A 17,638-nucleotide genomic window follows, 5' to 3' on the forward strand; every position below is an offset into this window, starting at 1 on the left:
TTACTCAGAGAAAACAAACAAGTAAATGAATCCGTTAAAAACTTTTATAAACTGAACTTTTTTTTAAACATTCCTTGACAGGCAAATTCTAATATGTTTCAAAGCTTTTTTTATTGACGACACCAGATATTGGGGGTATATTATTAAAGTTGAAGAAAAAACACCATATTTTGTATGAAACGAGTTGGAGGTAAATGAGCGTGATTGTATTAGCCGGTACTATTGGAGCAGGAAAATCTAGTTTGACTGCGATGTTGTCAGAACATCTAGGCAGCCAAGCTTTTTATGAATCAATTGAAGACAACGAGGTATTGCCATTATTTTATGCGAATCCAGAACAATATGCCTTTTTATTGCAAATTTATTTTTTGAATAAGCGGTTCGACAGTATCAAGCAAGCGATGCAGGATGATAATAACGTATTAGATCGTTCTATCTATGAGGATTCCTTGCTTTTCCATTTAAATGCTGACCTTGGTCGAGCAACTGATACGGAAGTGAAGGTCTATGATGAATTATTGGCCAATATGATGGAAGAGCTGCCTTATGCGGCTCACAAGAAACATCCTGATTTATTGGTACACATTCGAGTTTCTTTTGAAACCATGCTGGATCGGATTGAAAAGCGTGGTCGGGATTATGAACAACTAAGCTTTGATCCAACACTTTATGATTATTATAAAGAACTGAATCATCGCTATGACCAATGGTATGAGGATTATAACGAAAGTCCTAAAATCCAAATTGATGGTGATAAGCTGAATTTTGTTGAAGAGGCTGATGCTCGTGATATTGTTCTACAAATGATCGATGAAAAAATTTCTGAAGTACAAAATATTTCGGTTATCTAAAATAGTAAAAGCAACTGTCTAAAAGAAGTGGGTCAGTACCGCTTCTTTTGGGCATTTTTTTGTGCAAACTCTTTGGTGAACCGATATAATAGAAAAGATGAGGAGGAGAACGCATGGAAACGCGCCGTACATTTAATCAAGGCTTATGTACTTGGATCACGATCGATTCCAAGGACACAAAAGAAATAGAACAATTGAGAGAGACCTATCAGATTAGCGATGAAATGCTGACTTATTCTCTGGATAAGAACGAGCGGGCCCGGGTAGAGTATGATCCTCTTGACCATACATTATTGGTTATTTACAATGTGGCCCACCTGGAAAAGACTGACAATCATTATGAGACAAGTCCAATGGCCTTCATTATGAAGGATCATCATATATTTTCTTTTATTTCGAAGAAAACTAACTATGTGGTGGACTTAATGGAAAACGTGTTAAATCGTGATCCCAAGCAAAGCACAGCTAGTTTGCTTTTCCATACGCTCTTTCTAATATCTGATTATTATTTCCCAAACATTGAAGAAGTAAACAGTCAGCGAGTTCTTTTGAACACCAAATTACGAGAAAAGACGACCAATAAGAATTTGTTGGAGCTTTCCGATTTGGAGATTGGGCTGGTTTATTTGGTCACAGCTACAAAACAGAATGTAGTTTTGTTGGAGCAAATCAAAGCCCAAGGATTATTCCCGAACTTTACCGATAAGGAAAAAGAGGAGCTGGATGATGCGCTGATCGAAGCCAGACAAGCAGTTGAAATGACTAAATTAGCGAGTGAAATCCTGGACCAGCTTTCAGGTACCTACAATAATTTGTTGAATAATAATCTGAATGATACCATGAAGATTTTGACAATTTGGTCGCTGCTCTTGACTATTCCAACAATTGTGACCGGCTTCTTTGGTATGAATATGCCGCTGCCTTTTGAACATTCAGAGATTGGCTGGATTATTTCGCTGTTTATTAGCTTAGGACTTTCAGTCTGGCTGATCGTGGTTTTGTGGCGGAGAATACGGTAACAAACCAACTTGAGTAAAAAAAACGAGGGTTGTTTGTAATTACTGTGATTACGTGTTGAAGAGAAAGATGGACCAATTTTACTCATTCCGAAAGTAGAAGATTACTTTGCCAATGCCTCAGCCGGACAATTTATTGATGAAGAAGACGTGTTAGCAAAGAATAGTATAATAAAGGACAATGATCTAGATGATTAACCAGTAAGCGAATGTTTATATTTTTAGATAAGCCCTGAGTCTATTTCTCTTGGGGGAGCATTAAAAATTTTTACTTTACCAATGGCCATGTTCTTAGTTTTTTTATAAATAAAGATGCTGGAAAAGCAAAAACCGAGTAGACAGCTACTCGGTTTCTTTGTCGAAGTTTTCATGAAGATCGAACTTTTGATTATAAAATTTGAGCCCAGTGGTCATGATCCAAGCTGCACCAAATCCCAGCAGGCTGCCCAGTACAATTCCTAAAAAACGATATTGAATCAATGAGTATAAATACTGCTGCCGTACTAGCATGGCAAGCATTAATGACATAGGTGTAGTAAAGAATTGGGCAATGGCGTAATTGCGTCTGATAAAAAATTCTACTGTGACAAACAAAGCTGTAATTACTAGCAAAGTTTCAAACACTGTCAAAGGCAGATTCAGCAACCCTGCCGCGATCACTAAGCCTACTAATGTTCCGAAGATTCGTTGAATATTCCGATGAAGCATCGCCCGCAGATTATCTCCCTGCAAGATTGCTGCACAGGAAACTACTAACCAATAAGGATTCTTCAATTGGAGTCCCATGCTTAAATAAACAGCAAAAAATAATACACAACTATAGAATAAACTATCGATCAGTACCGAAGGGTCATCATTCAAACGTTCCTTCAGGCTTATCTTCACTTCAATTTGCGGTGTTCTCTTGTCGAAAAAATGCAACAGAGTAGCAAAGAAAATAGCAAAGCAGACACCGATAAGAAAGTAAAAACTCATTACCGGAATTTTAGGTAAAGGAATTTGGGTACTGGCTCCCATGGCTGAAACCATGACAATGAAAAAGGCACCTGGTTTGGCAATGCCATATAAACGGAAAAAGAATCGTCCAATTAAGCCTACCAAGGCAACAAATAATGGGGCGGTCCAATGCCAGTGGGTGGAAAGCATGCCGACAAAATTACCAACAGTTAAGAAAATACCAATTAAACTTAACCGAAGCACCAACTGTTTTAATGGCAAAGGCTGATAGTATAAAAAAGTGAAAATACCTAAAGAACCGAAGCTGGCGATGGCTAGCTGGTGAGTAAAATAGCCGGTGAAGAGGACACTGATCATACAAAGACCGGCACCGATCAGTCGAATATAGGAATCCTTTGGTTGATTGTAATGAATTAATTCGCGAAAAAAAGAACGTTCCATTTTATCACTTCTTTCCTTATTAATATGTACTTAGTAAGGAGCGTATCTTTTTGTATAAAGGAAAAGCTTCTCTTTAAGCTTAGCACAGAAATGTAAAGAAAAACAACCGAACTTTCTGAAAATAAGAAATTCTAGTAATGAAAGGATTGACAACTAGTATGAATCCCTGTATACTATAAAAGTTGAGAAATGAAAGCAGAAGCACCCGCTTCTCGCCTTACGCGAACATCTCGCTGGGCTAGATAGTTAATGACTTGTCTTTAGTAGATAAGTATGGCTAAGTTGCGGGTTCAGTATGAACTCGTTTTTTTTGTGCCGAATGCGGCTTTTATTTTCTCTCAAAAATTTTGGAGGTGAATGACCATAGCAAAGGATATGATGGTTAACGACGGCATTCGTGCTCACGAAGTACGATTGATCGGACAAGATGGCGAACAATTAGGTGTGAAGTCTAAAGCAGAAGCATTAAGAATCGCTGAACAAGCAAACCTTGATGTTGTTCTCGTAGCTCCAGGTGCGAAACCACCAGTAGCACGGATCATGGATTACGGAAAATACCGTTTTGAAATGCAGAAGAAAAATCGCGAAGCTCGTAAGAAGCAAAAAGTGATTAGCATCAAAGAAGTTCGTTTAAGTCCAACAATCGACGTGAATGACTTTAATACAAAACTTCGTAATGCACGTAAATTCCTAGAAAAAGGCGATAAAGTGAAAGCTTCTATCCGTTTCAAGGGCCGTGCCATTACCCACAAAGAGATTGGTCAGAAAGTTCTTATGCGCTTGGCTACTGAAACAGAAGACATTGCGACAGTAGAACAAAAACCGAAGATGGACGGACGTAGCATGTTCTTAGTGCTTGCACCGAAAGAGAAGAAAGACTAATAGTCAGCAAAAAATTTTGAGGATGCTTGTTCAACTTTTACATTTCTTGTAGTTGAACGGTATGCGAAATGAAATGTAGGAGGAAATTATTATGCCAAAACAAAAAACACACCGCGGATTAGCAAAACGCGTAAAACGTACTGGTGGTGGCGGTCTTAAACGCTTCCGCGCCTTTACAAGTCACCGTTTCCACGGCAAAACTAAAAAACAACGTCGTCAATTGCGTAAAGCACGTATGGTATCAGCTGGCGATTACAAACGTATCCGTCAACAATTAGCTCGCATGAAATAATTGCAGCACCTAAGCTTTACAACATTTAATTTTAAAATTCAACAGAAACATTAGGAGGAATTAAACATGGCACGTGTTAAAGGTGGAACAGTAACTCGTAAACGTCGTAAAAAGACACTAAAATTAGCTAAGGGTTACTACGGTTCTAAACACACTCTATTTAAAACAGCTAAAGAACAAGTAATGAATTCATACAACTACGCATACCGCGATCGTCGTCAGAAAAAACGCGACTTCCGTAAATTGTGGATTGCACGTATCAACGCTGCAGCTCGTATGAACGGCTTAAGCTACTCAAAATTAATGCATGGCTTAAAATTGGCTGGAATCGAAATCAACCGCAAAATGTTAGCTGACCTAGCTGTACATGATGCATCTGCTTTCACAGCGCTTGCTGACCAAGCGAAAGATTCATTAGCTAAATAGTTTTTCTAAACTTTCATCCCTACTCGCTTGAGTAGGGATTTTTTGTCTATTATATATATATCAATTAAGCTCAAATACTCAATCCTTAATAATTTTCTCTTTGCTATTGAAAAATCAACCACATGGTTGATTTTTTTTATCCCTTCTTTTCTTTAAGATAGAACTATCAAAGGGGGAAGTTCAGATGCAGCCATTAATTGAAGTTAAACAACTAGTTAAATCATATGAAAAGAAAAAAGTTTTGCATGGCATTAGTTTTACGATTTACGAAGGGGAAATATTATGTTTTTTAGGGCCAAACGGTGCAGCTAAAAGTACGACAATCAATATTTTATGTGGGGCATTAAGCCTTGATAGTGGAGAAATTCGCTATGAAGGCCAAGTAGTTGCCAAGAAATTATCGACATTCAAGAAGCAGTTGGGGATAGTTCCGCAAGATCTAGCTATCTATGAAGATTTGAGTGCTGAGCAAAATGTTCGTTTTTTTGCTTCGTTGTATGGATTACGAGGAACTGATTTATCAGAAGGAGTAACGTTTGCTTTGCGGTCGGTGGGGTTATTGGAACATCGAAAGGAAAAGGCCCGGACCTTTTCTGGTGGGATGAAGCGTCGGCTAAACATTGCCTGCGCAATTGCTCATCGGCCTAAGCTTCTAATCATGGATGAACCTACAGTGGGGATTGATCCTCAGTCTCGGAATCACATCTTGCAATCCATTCGTGAGATGCAGGCAGCGGGAATGACCATTCTTTACACTACCCATTACATGGAGGAAGTCGAGGAGATTTCAACCAGAATTATCATTATGGACCATGGGGAAATCATTGCTGAAGGAACCAAAGAGGCCCTCAAGGAAAAAAATAAAGAACGTAAAATTTTGATCGAATTAGAAGCGCCTCACTCCAAAAGCTTTGATGATTTTTATCAAATCGAAGGAGTAAAAACAGTGGAATTTTCCCACGAAACTTTGATGCTTACTGCAATTAAAGGTATCGAAAATCTTGATCGGATTATCGATTACTTAGTTCGACGTAAGGAAAAGATTCAAAATATTGCGATTCAAACAGACAATCTTGAAACGGTCTTTTTGGATTTGACTGGACGTTCATTGAGAGATTAGGAGCTGAAATACGATGTATCAATTAACTAAAATGATTCAACGGGATTTTTTGAACTTGCTGATTAATCCTACTTGGCTGTTCTTTTGTCTGATGTTTCCTTTCTTGCTGATAACAATTGTCAGCTTTATGACGCAGGGAATGTATAGTGACAGCTTTACCAGCTATGATTATTACGGAGTTACCCTCATGTTTTATTCGGCCTTATATTCAGGAACCTTTGCAGCCAATAGTTTTATGGAGGAACGGATAAAAAAGGCTAATCTACGAGGAATTTATGCACCGAATTGTGAATGGAAAATTCCTTTCTCAAAAACAATTGCTACGTTTCTTTATACACTGATCATTTATTCATTTGTCGCTGTTTTAGTGAGTATATTGTTCTCAATCAACTACGGCGCTGCTCTTTTTCAGCTATGGCTCTTGTTTGTTGGGGTAAATTTAGCTAGCAGCAGCTTTGGTGTTTTCATGTGCTGTTTGTTCAAAAGCGAAGGAGTTGCCAATCAGATTTTAAGTGTTTTAACCAGCATTGTAGCAATTACTGCGGGGTTACTATTCCCGGCAGCAGCAATGGGTCCGGCATTTAGTAAGGTAAGCCAATGGATGCCGCTGTCAAAAGTTATTCAGGCTGCTTTTGAATTGATTTATGATAGCCATAGTCAATATTTTTTGCTGGCTTTCATCGGTTCACTGCTAGTTGCATTGGTATTCACTCTATTGTCGCAATTGCTTTTTAAAGGGGAGGCATATGTATGATTGAGTTATTAAGAAACCATTTAATACGAGCTTGGAATAAAAAGATGCGGCTTATTATTATGAGTAGCTTAATTGTAGCTGCTTTAGGAGTCGCCTTATTTTTAAGCGATCGAACATCCTCTTCTTTAAAAATTGCGGTAGTAGGTAATCCAGCAATCCAGCTTAAGGATAATTCCTTGGAAATCACCTCTTTGGAAAAACAGCCAGCAAGATCAGAGCTGGCATTAGGAACCTATGATGCAGTGGTAGACTTCTCTCAAGGAGCACCACAAATCACTACCTTCAAAAATAATGATTTTAAAAAGCAATTAGCTACTTTTTTGGCAGGGAAATCTAGTGAGGCTGTTCAAACGGCTGCTCAGATGAATAAGGCACAACGAATTTTAGGATACGTGCTGATGTTTCTACTGATGGCGGGGATTACCAATACCTTTTTATTTAGTGAGGATAAGGAAAAGCATTTAATGGAACGAATGATTTGCAGCGATCTTTCTCAAGGAAAACTCTTTTTATCTTATTTCATTTTTTTATTCGGCTTGCTTTTTATACCAACCTTCATTATTTTTGCGACAGTTAATCAGGTATTCCAGATTGACCTGGGGATGTCGTTAGGAAATTATGCTTGTTTGCTGGCATTGCTTTGTTTGATCGGTGTTAGCTTTGCCTTGTGTAATGCTTCTTTCTTTAAGGATGGAGACCAGGCGAATATGATTGGATCAATGTTTATAGTCATTACCTCGCTTGTTTCAGGCAGCTTTTTCTCTTTGGCTAATGACACTGGTTGGTGGAAAAGCTTAACCCATTATTTGCCGCAAAAGCAATTTCTGCAGCTGACAGAAGCGATCAGCAAGGGACAAAGCTATCAAGAAAATAGCTTGAAAATTATTTTTTTAGTTGTGCTAAGTGGAATATTTCTGCTCATCGCGATTAAGAAAAACCAAAAGCAATATTTACAATAAAGAAAAACTGCTATACTAAATAAAAATGATTGGAGGGATTGGTCTGTGGGAATTTTAGTAAGCAGTCGAATGATACCACCAAAACTAAAAAGCAACCGAATCCCTCGAAAACAGCTGGTTAAAAAAATTCAGACCGGCTTTAACAAAAAAGTAACAGTTTTAGAAGCTGGAGCTGGCCATGGAAAAACGTTAGCTTTGCGACAGAGTGTGGAAGCACTACCTAATCAAAAATGGTGTTGGCTGAATTTAGCAGAAGATAGCAATCAACTCACTTTATTTTGGAGCTATGTCTTAGAAAGTTTGTCTGATTTTTTAGGAAATGAAAAAGAAGTTGCGTTTGATAACTTTCAACGAAGTCTTCAAGAAGGGAATCTGACTTCGTTTGGGGTGTTTCTTTTGGAAATACTTCCCAAACAGGATATTTATTTAGTATTAGATGATTTTCACCATATTATAGATACGAAGCTGGTTGCGTCAATTGATTCCTTTGTGGCAGCTATGCCGGATTATCTGCATTTACTTTTAGTTACTCGTTACAAGCCAGCAATCTATCTGGGTCAGCTGCTGATTGAAGATGAGCTGCAGTATATTCAGGAAGCTGACTTTTTGATTACGCCAACGGAAGCCAAAAGTGTAATGTTGGAAGTGGGCTACGGGAATCTGTCAACAGAAATTCAAGATCAGCTAATCAGCAAGGCACAGGGATGGTTGGGTGGTTTGCAGCTGTTGCTTCTTTCTGGTGATTTTTCTCCAACCGTTGGAGCAGATACTTCAGAGAAAAAAATAGTTTTCGACTATTTAGCAAAAGAAATTTTGGACAAGCTCCCAAAAATTGAACAGAATTATTTGATTCATACATCCTATTACCCATTTGTATTTCCTGAGTTAAGCTGCAAGCTATTCCCAGAAATAAACTATGAAGAAATGCTGGAGAAGCTGCAAAAGCAGCATCTAATGATTAACCGTCTGGAAAATAAGGAAGCCAGCTACGTTTATCATCCGTTACTTCGTGATGTTTTAATTGAAGCTTTTATAAAGCAAGAAGCAGCGGAGATTGTTATTCAGAAAAAACAAGCGGCAGAAGTATTTTTGCAGCAGAGCTATTTCGATGAAGGGCTGTCTCTTTTATTTGAGGTGGAAGATTATCAGCAGATTATGACTTTGTTGCTGGAAAGACCACAAAATTTGCGAACATCATTTTACATTCAGCAAGTACCTGATGACGCAGCAGTAGCAAATATTGATTTTGCCTTTCAGAAAATATTTTATTATTATACGATTTTGAACTATGAGAAGCTGGAGCAATTAATTTGTGCGCTGGAAGCAGCTTTTCCGGCGTTGCAAGAAGCTCACGTATTCAATGGGTTACTGGCACTTTTGGGGGTGGAGTTTATAGAGGTGGAAGATATCAGACTTTCACCCGTATTCCTGCACTCTTTACCCTTGAATGATGTATCCAAAGCATTTCTTTTCCTGCAAAATGCACTCTTTTTTTACTATAAAAATGAGTTTCAAGAGGCTATTCTTTTTGTAGAAGAAAGTCTGTCACTAAATAGAAAGGGTAAAAATCCCTTCATTAATTATTTTTGTGAAACTTTTTTGGCTCAAATTTATGAGGAGATTGGCGACTTTCAACAAGGGTTGGTTTTGTTGGAGAGGACCTATGCCAAAATTGAACATATTAGCGCTGATGCAAGAGTGATGCGCAATTATCATTTGAGCTTCAATTTGACCATTGCAGGTATCTATTTAAAGAAGATGGAATTGACTTCAGCCGAAAAAGCTCTGCAAGAAATAGCTCAGCAGCAACATCCTCACATTCGGGCCTCTTACCTCTACAATTATGCTGAACTGCATTATTTAAAGGGGGAAGAGGAAGAAGCTCTAGCCGCTGTTCAACAATTGGAGTTGACTGATTACTACCAAAATTTGAGGATAAAAGCTGGATTGTTCCGTTATATGCTGAAGAGTCATCAATTATCTATTGGAAAACAAGAACAATATCTCGAAGATTATGCTCAAATGAATCAGCTTTCGATTAGTAATCGCTTATTTTACGGCATGCTGCTATTGGCGCGAAACGAACGAGCCAAAGCACTGAAAATGGTCGATCAGGTCCTAGAAATTAGTCGTAGAGAACGAATTTATTTTCGGATTATTGGAGCCGATTTGTTGAAAATTGATATTCTATTGCAAATGGAAAACTGTGAAGAACGAATTTTTCAGGATTTGTATCATGAAGCGATTCACTACGGCAAAGAAAATAAAATCTTGTGTGAATTCTTTTTGTATAAAAAGGAATTAATGATTCTTTTCAATCGATTAGGCAATCGCATCTGTGAAAATTTTGAGCCAGATGAGTTGTTATTTCATGAAAAGATAAATAGACTAATCTGTCCTGAAGAGAAAACCTTTTTAAGTAAACGTGAACTAGAGGTATTGAGGGAATTGACCAAAGGACTGACCAATAAAGAAATATCTGCCCAACTTTTTATATCAATGGCCACAACAAAAACACACATTTTGAATATCTATCGTAAACTTGGAGTGAGCTCTCGAGTTATGGCTGTAGAAAAAGCACGGCATTTAAAGCTCTTAGAATAAATTTTAACAACAATCGAGAGTAAAACCTGTTCACGATAGTTTGATATAGAAAAAATTGATAACCAGCTATCAATAAAACCTATTATCTTGTTGAAATTGTACATGCTACAATAACCTCAATATTTGTTTAGACTTTAGTAGAGAAATGAGGGAGAAGCATGGAAAAAATAGTTAACAATATTTTAGAATTAACTGGCAATACCCCGATTGTTAAATTGAATCATATAGTGCCAGAAGAAGCAGCAGATGTTTACGCAAAGCTGGAATTTTATAATCCAGCAGGTTCGGTAAAAGATCGGATTGCCGTAGCAATGATTGAGCAGGCCGAAAGAGATGGTCAGTTAAAATCTGGTGACACGATTATTGAACCTACATCAGGTAATACTGGAGTTGGTTTAGCTTTTGCTGGTGCTGCCAAAGGATATCCAGTTGTGATCGTGCTGCCAGATACGTTCTCAATTGAACGCAGAAAATTGATTCAAGCTTACGGCGCAAAATTAGTTCTTACACCAGGAGCTGATGGAATGAAAGGTGCCATTGCCAAAGCTGAAGCTTTAGCAAAAGAACATGGTTGGTTCTTGCCAATGCAATTTGACAATCCAGCAAATCCAGCCATTCACAAGCAAACTACAGGTAAAGAAATCGTTGACGCTTTTGGCTCTGACGGTTTGGATGCCTTCGTAGCAGGTGTTGGAACTGGTGGGACAGTGACTGGAGCTGGAGCAGCGGTGAAGGAAGCTTACCCGGAAATTAAGATCTTTGCAGTAGAGTCGGCAGAGTCACCAGTTTTATCAGGTGGACAGCCGAGCCCTCACAAAATACAAGGGATTTCTGCTGGTTTTATACCAAGTATCTTAGATACTGAGATTTATCAGGAAATTTTACAAGTATCCAGTGATGATGCTATTCAGACGGCCCGTTCAGTTGCTCAAAAAGAAGCCATTCTAGTCGGAATTTCCAGTGGAGCTGCTATCAAAGGAGCAATTGAGGTAGCCAAACAATTGGGCAAAGGAAAGAAAGTGTTGGTAGTTGTTCCAGATAATGGCGAACGCTATCTTTCGACCGTGCTTTATGATTCACCAACTGAATAACCAAATGCAGTGAAAAGAAAAGTACATTTAAGTAAAAGTATCCAGAGAACCCCGGTATTCTGCGAAGGGGCAACGGCAATTAGATGGAAAATGGTCTTTGAGCAAGGACAGATAAGAGCAATCAAGTTTGTCACGGGTGTGCCCGTTACAGTACCGCGGAATACGTCGAAGACAAGTTCTGGTTGAGCTTATTGCATAAAGCAATAAGAAACTTAGGTGGTAACACGGAAGCAGCAGCTTTCGTCCTAAATGTAGTGGATACATTTGAGACGAAGGCTGTTTTTTATTTAAAAAAATGGAGGAAGATAGAATGAAAAAGTTTTTTTGGTTTGTTATTGCAGCAGTTTTAACGGTAGGATTGGCCGCTTGCGGTAAAGGGAATAGTGCGGATGAGAATCAGACTTTAGTCGTGGGAACGCTGCCGACTCCGCATGGAGAAATTTTAGAGCATGTGAAGCCATTATTGAAAGAGAAAGGCGTAACCTTAGAAATAACTAACTTTGATGACTACATTTTGCCTAATAAGGCTTTAGCCGATGGTGAGGTGGATGTCAATTATTTCCAGCATAAACCCTTTTTTAATAAGGCAGTAAAAGAAAATGATTATGATTTTAAAGACGTAGGGGCGGTTCACGTAGAACCAATGGGGCTTTATTCAAAGAAGCTTAAGGATATCAAAGATTTAGCTGACGGTTCTACAATTATTACTTCAAATTCAGTTTCCGACTGGGGGCGTATCCTCACTATCTTGCAAGAGGCGAACTTGATTACTATCAAAGATGGTACAAATTTGGAGACGGCTAGCTTTGAAGATATTGATCAAAATCCCAAGAATTTGAAGTTTGATCATTCCATTGATCCAGCTTTGTTGGCAACAACTTATAATAATGAAGAAGGAGATTTAGTAGCAATCAATGCTAATTTTGCTTATGGTATAGGGCTTAATCCAGTGAAGGATTCTTTGCTGCTGGAAAATGATAATTCTCCTTATGGTAATATTTTGGCCGTTCGTTCAGAAGATGCTGAAGATCCAAGAGTTAAAAAATTGGTTGACGTTTTGCACGATAAGGATGTTCAGGAATGGATTTTAAATGAGTGGGGAGGTTCAGTAAAACCGGTAGATAACTAAGATATATTTTGCATTCATCAAGCAAACGATTCAGTAGAATTACTGACTACTTTAATCGTGGAATAGAAAAGAAATAATGATCACACCAAAAGTGTTAGATGAATTAATTTTCGACACTTTTGGTGTATTTTTGTTACTTTAACTCACTATAAAAAGAATGAATATTGTTGTAAAGTACAATAAAACATAGCGGATTCCCCAAAAAATGTCTCAATTTCAACGTAATAAATACTGTAAATTCCTCACAATAAGAAATCAAAAGCAGATTTTTTGCCAAAAACAAGATAAAAGTCTAAGCTATATTTAAGCATGCATGTTATCAAAAAGGTACTGAAATGGTAATGAACAGAAAAGACTGGTCCATGGTTATAGACAAGTAAATGGATTTTTCTAATTAGAAATTATCGCTGGCAAAGAAACAAACTGCAGGTATTTTAAGAAAGTTATTGAGAGAATCATCGAACTTTTATGTTCGATAAAGTAAAAGAAAGTGAGTGGTAAAAATGATTTGGTCATTAATAGTAGGCGGTGTAATTGGTGCTATCGCTGGAGCAATTACTAGTAAGGGAGCATCAATGGGAATCATTGCAAATGTTGTCGCTGGATTAATTGGTTCTTGGTTAGGACAAGCGCTATTTGGCAGCTGGGGTCCAGCTTTAGCTGGCATGGCAATTATTCCATCAATCGTTGGAGCTGTTATCTTAGTTGCGGTTGTCTCCTTCTTCTTTGGAAGAAATAAGTAAAACTAACTAACAATTGTATACACAGATAGGGCAAAAAAAATTTCCAAGAGAAACTATTGACTTAGCTAATAGGTGATATTCCTAATTTTGTTCCTGCTAAATATTTGCAGGATTTAATTGGGCAAGGATAGACTGAAATACGTGATTTTTACCAAGGTTGGAGCTTTGATTGTAAAGAAAATACAGAGATGTATTGTGATACTTTATTGTGAGGAAAACTAGTTTAAGCACTAAATTGGCATCTCTAACATGTTATCTAACCTCTAATGAAAGTATGGATATAGTCTACGACTTGTATCATTTTTTGAAAGTGAATAGAGTGACGATGGAAATGTATCTCTTTAGGGTTAAAAAGTGAGTATCAATAGTATAAATGAGTAAATGTGGGGAAGAAGATACTCATATTACAGGAAATACTATTGAAATTGCTTGCTCACTAAAGGGATTAATTGAGAAAGACACGAAGATTTGAACGGAAGTTCAAATTTTCGTGTCTTTTTTTAAAGGTTAAAATTTTGGGTATTAAATAATTATCCAACTTAAATAAGAGATTGTTCAGTGAATCAATAAGACAATAGCTGTTCAAGCATATGGTGAATTCCATCGTCATTGTTAGATCGTGCGATGTGATCAGCTGCTGCCTTTAATTCAGGAACAGCATTCTCCATAGCAATACCTTTACCTGCATACTGAACTAAGGAGATATCGTTGTGACCATCACCGAAGGCTGCAATATTTTCAGGGGAAATTCCCATAGGAAGCAAGACTGTATCTAATGCTTTCGCTTTATCAATCCCCTTAGCCGTGAATTCAAAATAGAAGTCAGCCGTAAAGACACAATTCAACAAATTTTTAAAAGGGGCCATCATCTCTTGATGATGCGCCGATAGATACTCTGGTTCACCAGCGGTCAGAATTTTACTGATGGGCTCATTTAAAAAAGCTGCTAGATCTGTAATCTCGCAAAGCTTGTAGTTGCCTCCACGTGATTCGTATTCGATAATGTTCAATTTGGTTCCTTTATATGTAACATCACAATTATAAACATCGTTAACATACATATAGTCATCCTTGTCAATCATTGGTTTCACATCAAACTTTTTCATGTGCTCCAACACAGCTTTGCCTTCCTCTACAGTCATTGATTGGTCAAAAAGCACGTTACCTGTCTGAAAATCAATAACTTTGGCACCATTGTAGGAAACCAGCAGGCCATGGTGTTTCTTCATTTCAAGTTCTTCAGCGAAACCTAGCATACCTGATGTAGGACGTCCTGAAGCCAAAATGAGCTTGATTCCCTTTTGCTGTGCATTGATTAAGGTATCTTTAGTTGCTAGTGGAATCTTTTTTTTATCATTTAACAAAGTTCCATCAATATCTAAGACGATTGCTTTTATGGTCATTAGTTTGCCTCCCTTTTGCTAAAAGTATAACAATAATGAAGGCTAATTTTATGCGTGAAGGACATTTTGAAAAAATTTTTTCAGGGATAAGCAACTGATAAAGCTTTATGAAACGTTTATCTCAATTCCTTGTTCATTTTCTGATAATTGGTGATTTTGAAATGAACGTTCTTCTCATGCTGGTGATTAAAGTAGACAGCGTATAAAGTATCAAAGACCATTAATAAAGACATTCTGGTCGAAAATGAAGAGACTTTATCATAATGATTTTCAATGGAAGCCATATAAATTTTGTAGTCTGCGTATTTAGCAAGAGGATTATCTTGAACAGAAGTAATTAAAACCATCGGAATCTGATTTTCATGAAGTATTTTAACGACGCCATTAAGCGTTTGTCCCCGACCTCCGTAAGAAACCACGATAGCAAGATGTTCTGAATCGCTATTAGCTGCTGACAAGCGTTGTATATAGTCTTCTTCAGGAACATTAACTAAAATCCCAATCTCTTGCATTTGAAATTTAAAATTTTGGGCAAAGAATAGATTAGCTGATGCAGCATATACATCAATGATTTTTGCTTTTAGCAAGGCCTGACTGACAGTGGCTAATTCTTCAGGATCAGAAAAACTCAACGTTTCATCTATGGTACGTTTATAAATCTTTCCTAAATTCTCAGTAATTTGAAAGGGAGTATCGGATTCTAAAATAGGATAGTCGTAATTAATATCCACTGATAATTGTGTTTCCTTTAGCGATGAGACCAGTTCGACTTTTAACTCCCCCATGCCTGTTAGTTCTAGCTTGTTGATAAACCGATAAAGAGCTGCGACTGAAACAAATGCAGCATCCGCCAGTTCTTGTGCTCGAAAGGTTAACGTTTTTGTAGGGTTGGATAGAATATAATTTACAAGTGCTTTTTCATTATTGGTTAGATTATTCATTTCAGCGAATTTTTTGAATAGGTTCATAAGGATTCTCCTCTAGTTAAAAACAAATGATTGTAAGTAAATTATAACACGAGATCAAATGTCAATTCATAGCTGTGGACTCTAAAATGAACTATATATGGCAAAAATAAAATACTTTAGACTGGGAATTTTCCGCGTTCAGTCGATTTTGATCTAAATAGTTCCTTTTTTGAAATTTCATATCAGAGTGGAAAAACTGCCTTTAGAATTTCTAAGAATACGTTCTCTTATTATTGTGGGGCGTATCAAAAAGAAAATTTTAGGAGGTGAATTTTGTTTGTACCCAGTAATGAGAAAAAGCTATACAGAAAAGGGTATAAGCAAAACAACAGTATGAAAAATATCCACAAAATTGTTCAGCAGTATGGATGGAAATTGGAGGTGAGCTGGTATGCATTCGAAGAAGGAGGCTATTTTGTTTATTTGACTCCCTATAAAAGACAGCCCAGTGATTTCACTGGCTTAACTCATTTGTCCAGTTCATTATCTCTGGAAGCTAAGCAAATTTACTACTTCATTCAAAAGGATGGCGCTTGGTTGCCTGTAGTTTATGCTGAGACGTTAGATGAGGGTGTAGTTATGTTGGAACAGAAGTTAGAGGGAGTAGTGACTAAGGAATGGTTAGATCGGGTACAGCAAGCATATGACGATATTTTGCTTCTAATTAAAGAAACGAGAGCAGCAAAAGAAGACCAAGAAAAAGATTCGCTGTAGATAGCAACTATTCTGTAGCGAGTTAATCGGATTAGCAGCAGCTTTTTTTTAGGTTGCTGCTTTTTGCGTATTGAAATAAAAAGGATGAAATGACCTATAAACCACTTAAGCAACTAGCGTGATTAGACTTAATTTTTATCATATAACGTGACATATTAACTATTCTAGTTAAAAAGCGGAAGGAAACCACTCCCTGCGATGAAAAGTTTGTTTTGTTCTTTTCACTTAGGATAAGAGAATTTCTTAAAATTTGGGCTTCTTAGCTTATGGTTTCGTTAAGCAATTATTTAGCATTATTCTCTTTTTCTTCTAACAATCTTATCCCTTGTATAATATCTTTCAGCTATAGTTAATTCATAAGTAAGTTGTGGATGAAATTGGTATTTATACTCTCTATGGTACCTATAACGATCGTTTGTTTCATACTTTTTGGAGCTGCTGGTTCGATTCCAGCCGTCCACTTTCATAAAATTAGGAGGGATTATAATGAAGCAATTGATTCTAAATTCAAGCTTATTGGGTACAGTAATTTTCTTTTGGATGATTCGCAAAGAAATTCAGCGGTTAACAGCTAATAAGGTAAGACAAAGTCGTTATTACCCTGATTAAGAGTGGCTCAAGGCAATGACCGTATCTCCATTTCAAAACAACCCAAATGCCATTCAATCTAATAGAAAAAGATAGCATAAGAAAATTTTCAAATGAAGCTTCAGAAATCCATCCATCCAATTTGAAATAGATTCAAAATAAAGACTTTTGACGAAGTTACCTGATCTAAAGAATAGAAAAGAGAACTACAATGAGAAAATGAGGTCCCCTTTAATAGGTAAAAAAATCGATAATGAGTATTAGTTGTTAGCATTAAAATCGGCGGGATCTCTGGATTAATTTGTCTAACTAAATTAAGTTTGAAATGCGTAAAGGTATGTTTTAGGCTAAATGGAATAATGAAAAAAATTAAATAGCTTCTAATAATTGCTACAAAATAGGGATAATTTTGCCAGACATTAGGGAATTTTTCATGGATTTTGCTGCAATAACCTGTCATTTTTGGTCATTCAACGATGAGATAAATGTTAAATAGTCTTTTATGGCAAAAAAACTTAGTGAATTCTTTTTAGAATGAGAAAAAGAAAGCGGTTTATTAGCAATGTTTTGTCAGAAAAATCAGATAAAATTTCTCATTTGTATGTGATAAAAAATAACCTTTTTGTGAAACGAATTAGACCCATGCAAAGTGATTATAAAGCTATTTTATACAACAATGATTAGGCGATTGTGAAAACAA

At 37.0% G+C, this 17,638-nt stretch carries 17 protein-coding genes and 2 other annotated features; of the genes, 14 read left to right on the plus strand and 3 right to left on the minus strand.

The window, feature by feature from the left end:
* The first annotated feature begins 194 nt into the window (after window positions 1-194).
* Window positions 195-851, plus strand: a complete 657-nt coding sequence (locus IGI49_RS16705) for a deoxynucleoside kinase (protein ID WP_429962597.1) — start codon at window positions 195-197, stop codon at window positions 849-851.
* Between the two features lie 113 nt (window positions 852-964).
* On the plus strand, window positions 965-1,870 hold the full coding sequence (locus tag IGI49_RS16710) for a magnesium transporter CorA family protein (protein WP_429962598.1): 906 nt from the start codon (window positions 965-967) through the stop codon (window positions 1,868-1,870).
* A gap of 339 nt (window positions 1,871-2,209) precedes the next feature.
* Here IGI49_RS16710 and IGI49_RS16715 read toward each other — a convergent pair whose 3' ends face one another.
* Entirely contained in the window at window positions 2,210-3,265 is a 1,056-nt protein-coding gene (locus tag IGI49_RS16715; RefSeq protein ID WP_429962599.1) for an FUSC family protein, read from the minus strand.
* A gap of 187 nt (window positions 3,266-3,452) precedes the next feature.
* Window positions 3,453-3,584, plus strand: a sequence feature (ribosomal protein L20 leader region).
* Window positions 3,585-3,622: 38 nt separating this feature from the next.
* On the opposite strand from IGI49_RS16715, the gene infC reads away from it, so the two are divergent.
* The 10 genes from infC (at window position 3,623) to IGI49_RS16765 (ending at window position 13,265) form a co-directional block, all read left to right on the plus strand.
* The gene (gene infC / locus IGI49_RS16720) at window positions 3,623-4,147 is read left to right on the plus strand and encodes a translation initiation factor IF-3 (RefSeq protein ID WP_207703779.1); all 525 of its coding nucleotides are present in this window, start codon (window positions 3,623-3,625) and stop codon (window positions 4,145-4,147) included.
* A gap of 91 nt (window positions 4,148-4,238) precedes the next feature.
* Window positions 4,239-4,439: a 50S ribosomal protein L35 gene (gene rpmI, locus IGI49_RS16725; protein WP_010755107.1), complete on the plus strand. Its 201-nt coding sequence runs from the start codon at window positions 4,239-4,241 to the stop codon at window positions 4,437-4,439.
* 66 nt (window positions 4,440-4,505) lie between these two features.
* Window positions 4,506-4,865, plus strand: coding sequence for a 50S ribosomal protein L20 (rplT, locus tag IGI49_RS16730; protein ID WP_207703780.1), 360 nt, complete (start codon window positions 4,506-4,508; stop codon window positions 4,863-4,865).
* A 184-nt stretch (window positions 4,866-5,049) separates the two neighbouring features.
* Window positions 5,050-5,985 (plus strand): ABC transporter ATP-binding protein, encoded by a 936-nt coding sequence (locus IGI49_RS16735; protein ID WP_429962600.1) that lies wholly within the window; start codon window positions 5,050-5,052, stop codon window positions 5,983-5,985.
* Between the two features lie 13 nt (window positions 5,986-5,998).
* The gene (locus IGI49_RS16740; protein WP_429962601.1) at window positions 5,999-6,739 is read left to right on the plus strand and encodes an ABC transporter permease; all 741 of its coding nucleotides are present in this window, start codon (window positions 5,999-6,001) and stop codon (window positions 6,737-6,739) included.
* The gene (locus IGI49_RS16745) at window positions 6,736-7,698 is read left to right on the plus strand and encodes an ABC transporter permease (RefSeq protein WP_429962602.1); all 963 of its coding nucleotides are present in this window, start codon (window positions 6,736-6,738) and stop codon (window positions 7,696-7,698) included. Before IGI49_RS16740 ends, IGI49_RS16745 begins: the two co-directional genes overlap by 4 nt.
* 45 nt (window positions 7,699-7,743) lie before the next feature.
* Window positions 7,744-10,302, plus strand: coding sequence for a LuxR C-terminal-related transcriptional regulator (locus IGI49_RS16750; RefSeq protein ID WP_429962603.1), 2,559 nt, complete (start codon window positions 7,744-7,746; stop codon window positions 10,300-10,302).
* 158 nt (window positions 10,303-10,460) lie between these two features.
* On the plus strand, window positions 10,461-11,393 hold the full coding sequence (gene cysK / locus IGI49_RS16755) for a cysteine synthase A (RefSeq protein WP_429962604.1): 933 nt from the start codon (window positions 10,461-10,463) through the stop codon (window positions 11,391-11,393).
* Window positions 11,394-11,644 (plus strand) — a binding site (T-box leader). It begins immediately after the preceding gene.
* Window positions 11,645-11,703: 59 nt separating this feature from the next.
* On the plus strand, window positions 11,704-12,522 hold the full coding sequence (locus IGI49_RS16760) for a MetQ/NlpA family ABC transporter substrate-binding protein (RefSeq protein ID WP_429962605.1): 819 nt from the start codon (window positions 11,704-11,706) through the stop codon (window positions 12,520-12,522).
* 503 nt (window positions 12,523-13,025) lie between these two features.
* Window positions 13,026-13,265, plus strand: a complete 240-nt coding sequence (locus IGI49_RS16765) for a GlsB/YeaQ/YmgE family stress response membrane protein (RefSeq protein ID WP_207703786.1) — start codon at window positions 13,026-13,028, stop codon at window positions 13,263-13,265.
* A gap of 563 nt (window positions 13,266-13,828) precedes the next feature.
* Here IGI49_RS16765 and IGI49_RS16770 read toward each other — a convergent pair.
* Both IGI49_RS16770 and IGI49_RS16775 read right to left on the minus strand, forming a co-directional pair.
* A complete protein-coding gene (locus IGI49_RS16770) occupies window positions 13,829-14,668 on the minus strand; it encodes a Cof-type HAD-IIB family hydrolase (protein WP_429962606.1) in 840 nt (279 codons plus the stop codon).
* 116 nt (window positions 14,669-14,784) lie between these two features.
* On the minus strand, window positions 14,785-15,636 hold the full coding sequence (locus tag IGI49_RS16775; RefSeq protein ID WP_429962607.1) for a MurR/RpiR family transcriptional regulator: 852 nt from the start codon (window positions 15,634-15,636) through the stop codon (window positions 14,785-14,787).
* A gap of 273 nt (window positions 15,637-15,909) precedes the next feature.
* Here IGI49_RS16775 and IGI49_RS16780 point away from each other — a divergent pair, with 273 nt between their 5' ends.
* Window positions 15,910-16,350 (plus strand): hypothetical protein, encoded by a 441-nt coding sequence (locus IGI49_RS16780; protein ID WP_429962608.1) that lies wholly within the window; start codon window positions 15,910-15,912, stop codon window positions 16,348-16,350.
* A 486-nt stretch (window positions 16,351-16,836) separates the two neighbouring features.
* Window positions 16,837-16,959, plus strand: coding sequence for a hypothetical protein (locus IGI49_RS16785; protein ID WP_429962609.1), 123 nt, complete (start codon window positions 16,837-16,839; stop codon window positions 16,957-16,959).
* The last annotated feature ends 679 nt before the right edge of the window (window positions 16,960-17,638 follow it).

Source organism: Enterococcus sp. AZ071, assembly GCF_050499065.1.
Taxonomy (GTDB): domain Bacteria; phylum Bacillota; class Bacilli; order Lactobacillales; family Enterococcaceae; genus Enterococcus_A; species Enterococcus_A ferrettii.

Bases quoted from the DNA above. Each gene is read 5' to 3' on its own strand.
- IGI49_RS16760 (WP_429962605.1), top strand. From the start codon at position 11,704: ATGAAAAAGTTTTTTTGGTTTGTTATTGCAGCAGTTTTAACGGTAGGA.
- IGI49_RS16710 (WP_429962598.1), top strand. From the start codon at position 965: ATGGAAACGCGCCGTACATTTAATCAAGGCTTATGTACTTGGATCACG.
- IGI49_RS16705 (WP_429962597.1), top strand. From the start codon at position 195: ATGAGCGTGATTGTATTAGCCGGTACTATTGGAGCAGGAAAATCTAGT.
- IGI49_RS16715 (WP_429962599.1), bottom strand. From the start codon at position 3,265: ATGGAACGTTCTTTTTTTCGCGAATTAATTCATTACAATCAACCAAAG.
- rpmI (WP_010755107.1), top strand. From the start codon at position 4,239: ATGCCAAAACAAAAAACACACCGCGGATTAGCAAAACGCGTAAAACGT.
- infC (WP_207703779.1), top strand. From the start codon at position 3,623: ATGACCATAGCAAAGGATATGATGGTTAACGACGGCATTCGTGCTCAC.
- IGI49_RS16775 (WP_429962607.1), bottom strand. From the start codon at position 15,636: ATGAACCTATTCAAAAAATTCGCTGAAATGAATAATCTAACCAATAAT.
- IGI49_RS16765 (WP_207703786.1), top strand. From the start codon at position 13,026: ATGATTTGGTCATTAATAGTAGGCGGTGTAATTGGTGCTATCGCTGGA.
- IGI49_RS16770 (WP_429962606.1), bottom strand. From the start codon at position 14,668: ATGACCATAAAAGCAATCGTCTTAGATATTGATGGAACTTTGTTAAAT.
- rplT (WP_207703780.1), top strand. From the start codon at position 4,506: ATGGCACGTGTTAAAGGTGGAACAGTAACTCGTAAACGTCGTAAAAAG.
- IGI49_RS16735 (WP_429962600.1), top strand. From the start codon at position 5,050: ATGCAGCCATTAATTGAAGTTAAACAACTAGTTAAATCATATGAAAAG.
- IGI49_RS16785 (WP_429962609.1), top strand. From the start codon at position 16,837: ATGAAGCAATTGATTCTAAATTCAAGCTTATTGGGTACAGTAATTTTC.
- IGI49_RS16745 (WP_429962602.1), top strand. From the start codon at position 6,736: ATGATTGAGTTATTAAGAAACCATTTAATACGAGCTTGGAATAAAAAG.
- cysK (WP_429962604.1), top strand. From the start codon at position 10,461: ATGGAAAAAATAGTTAACAATATTTTAGAATTAACTGGCAATACCCCG.
- IGI49_RS16740 (WP_429962601.1), top strand. From the start codon at position 5,999: ATGTATCAATTAACTAAAATGATTCAACGGGATTTTTTGAACTTGCTG.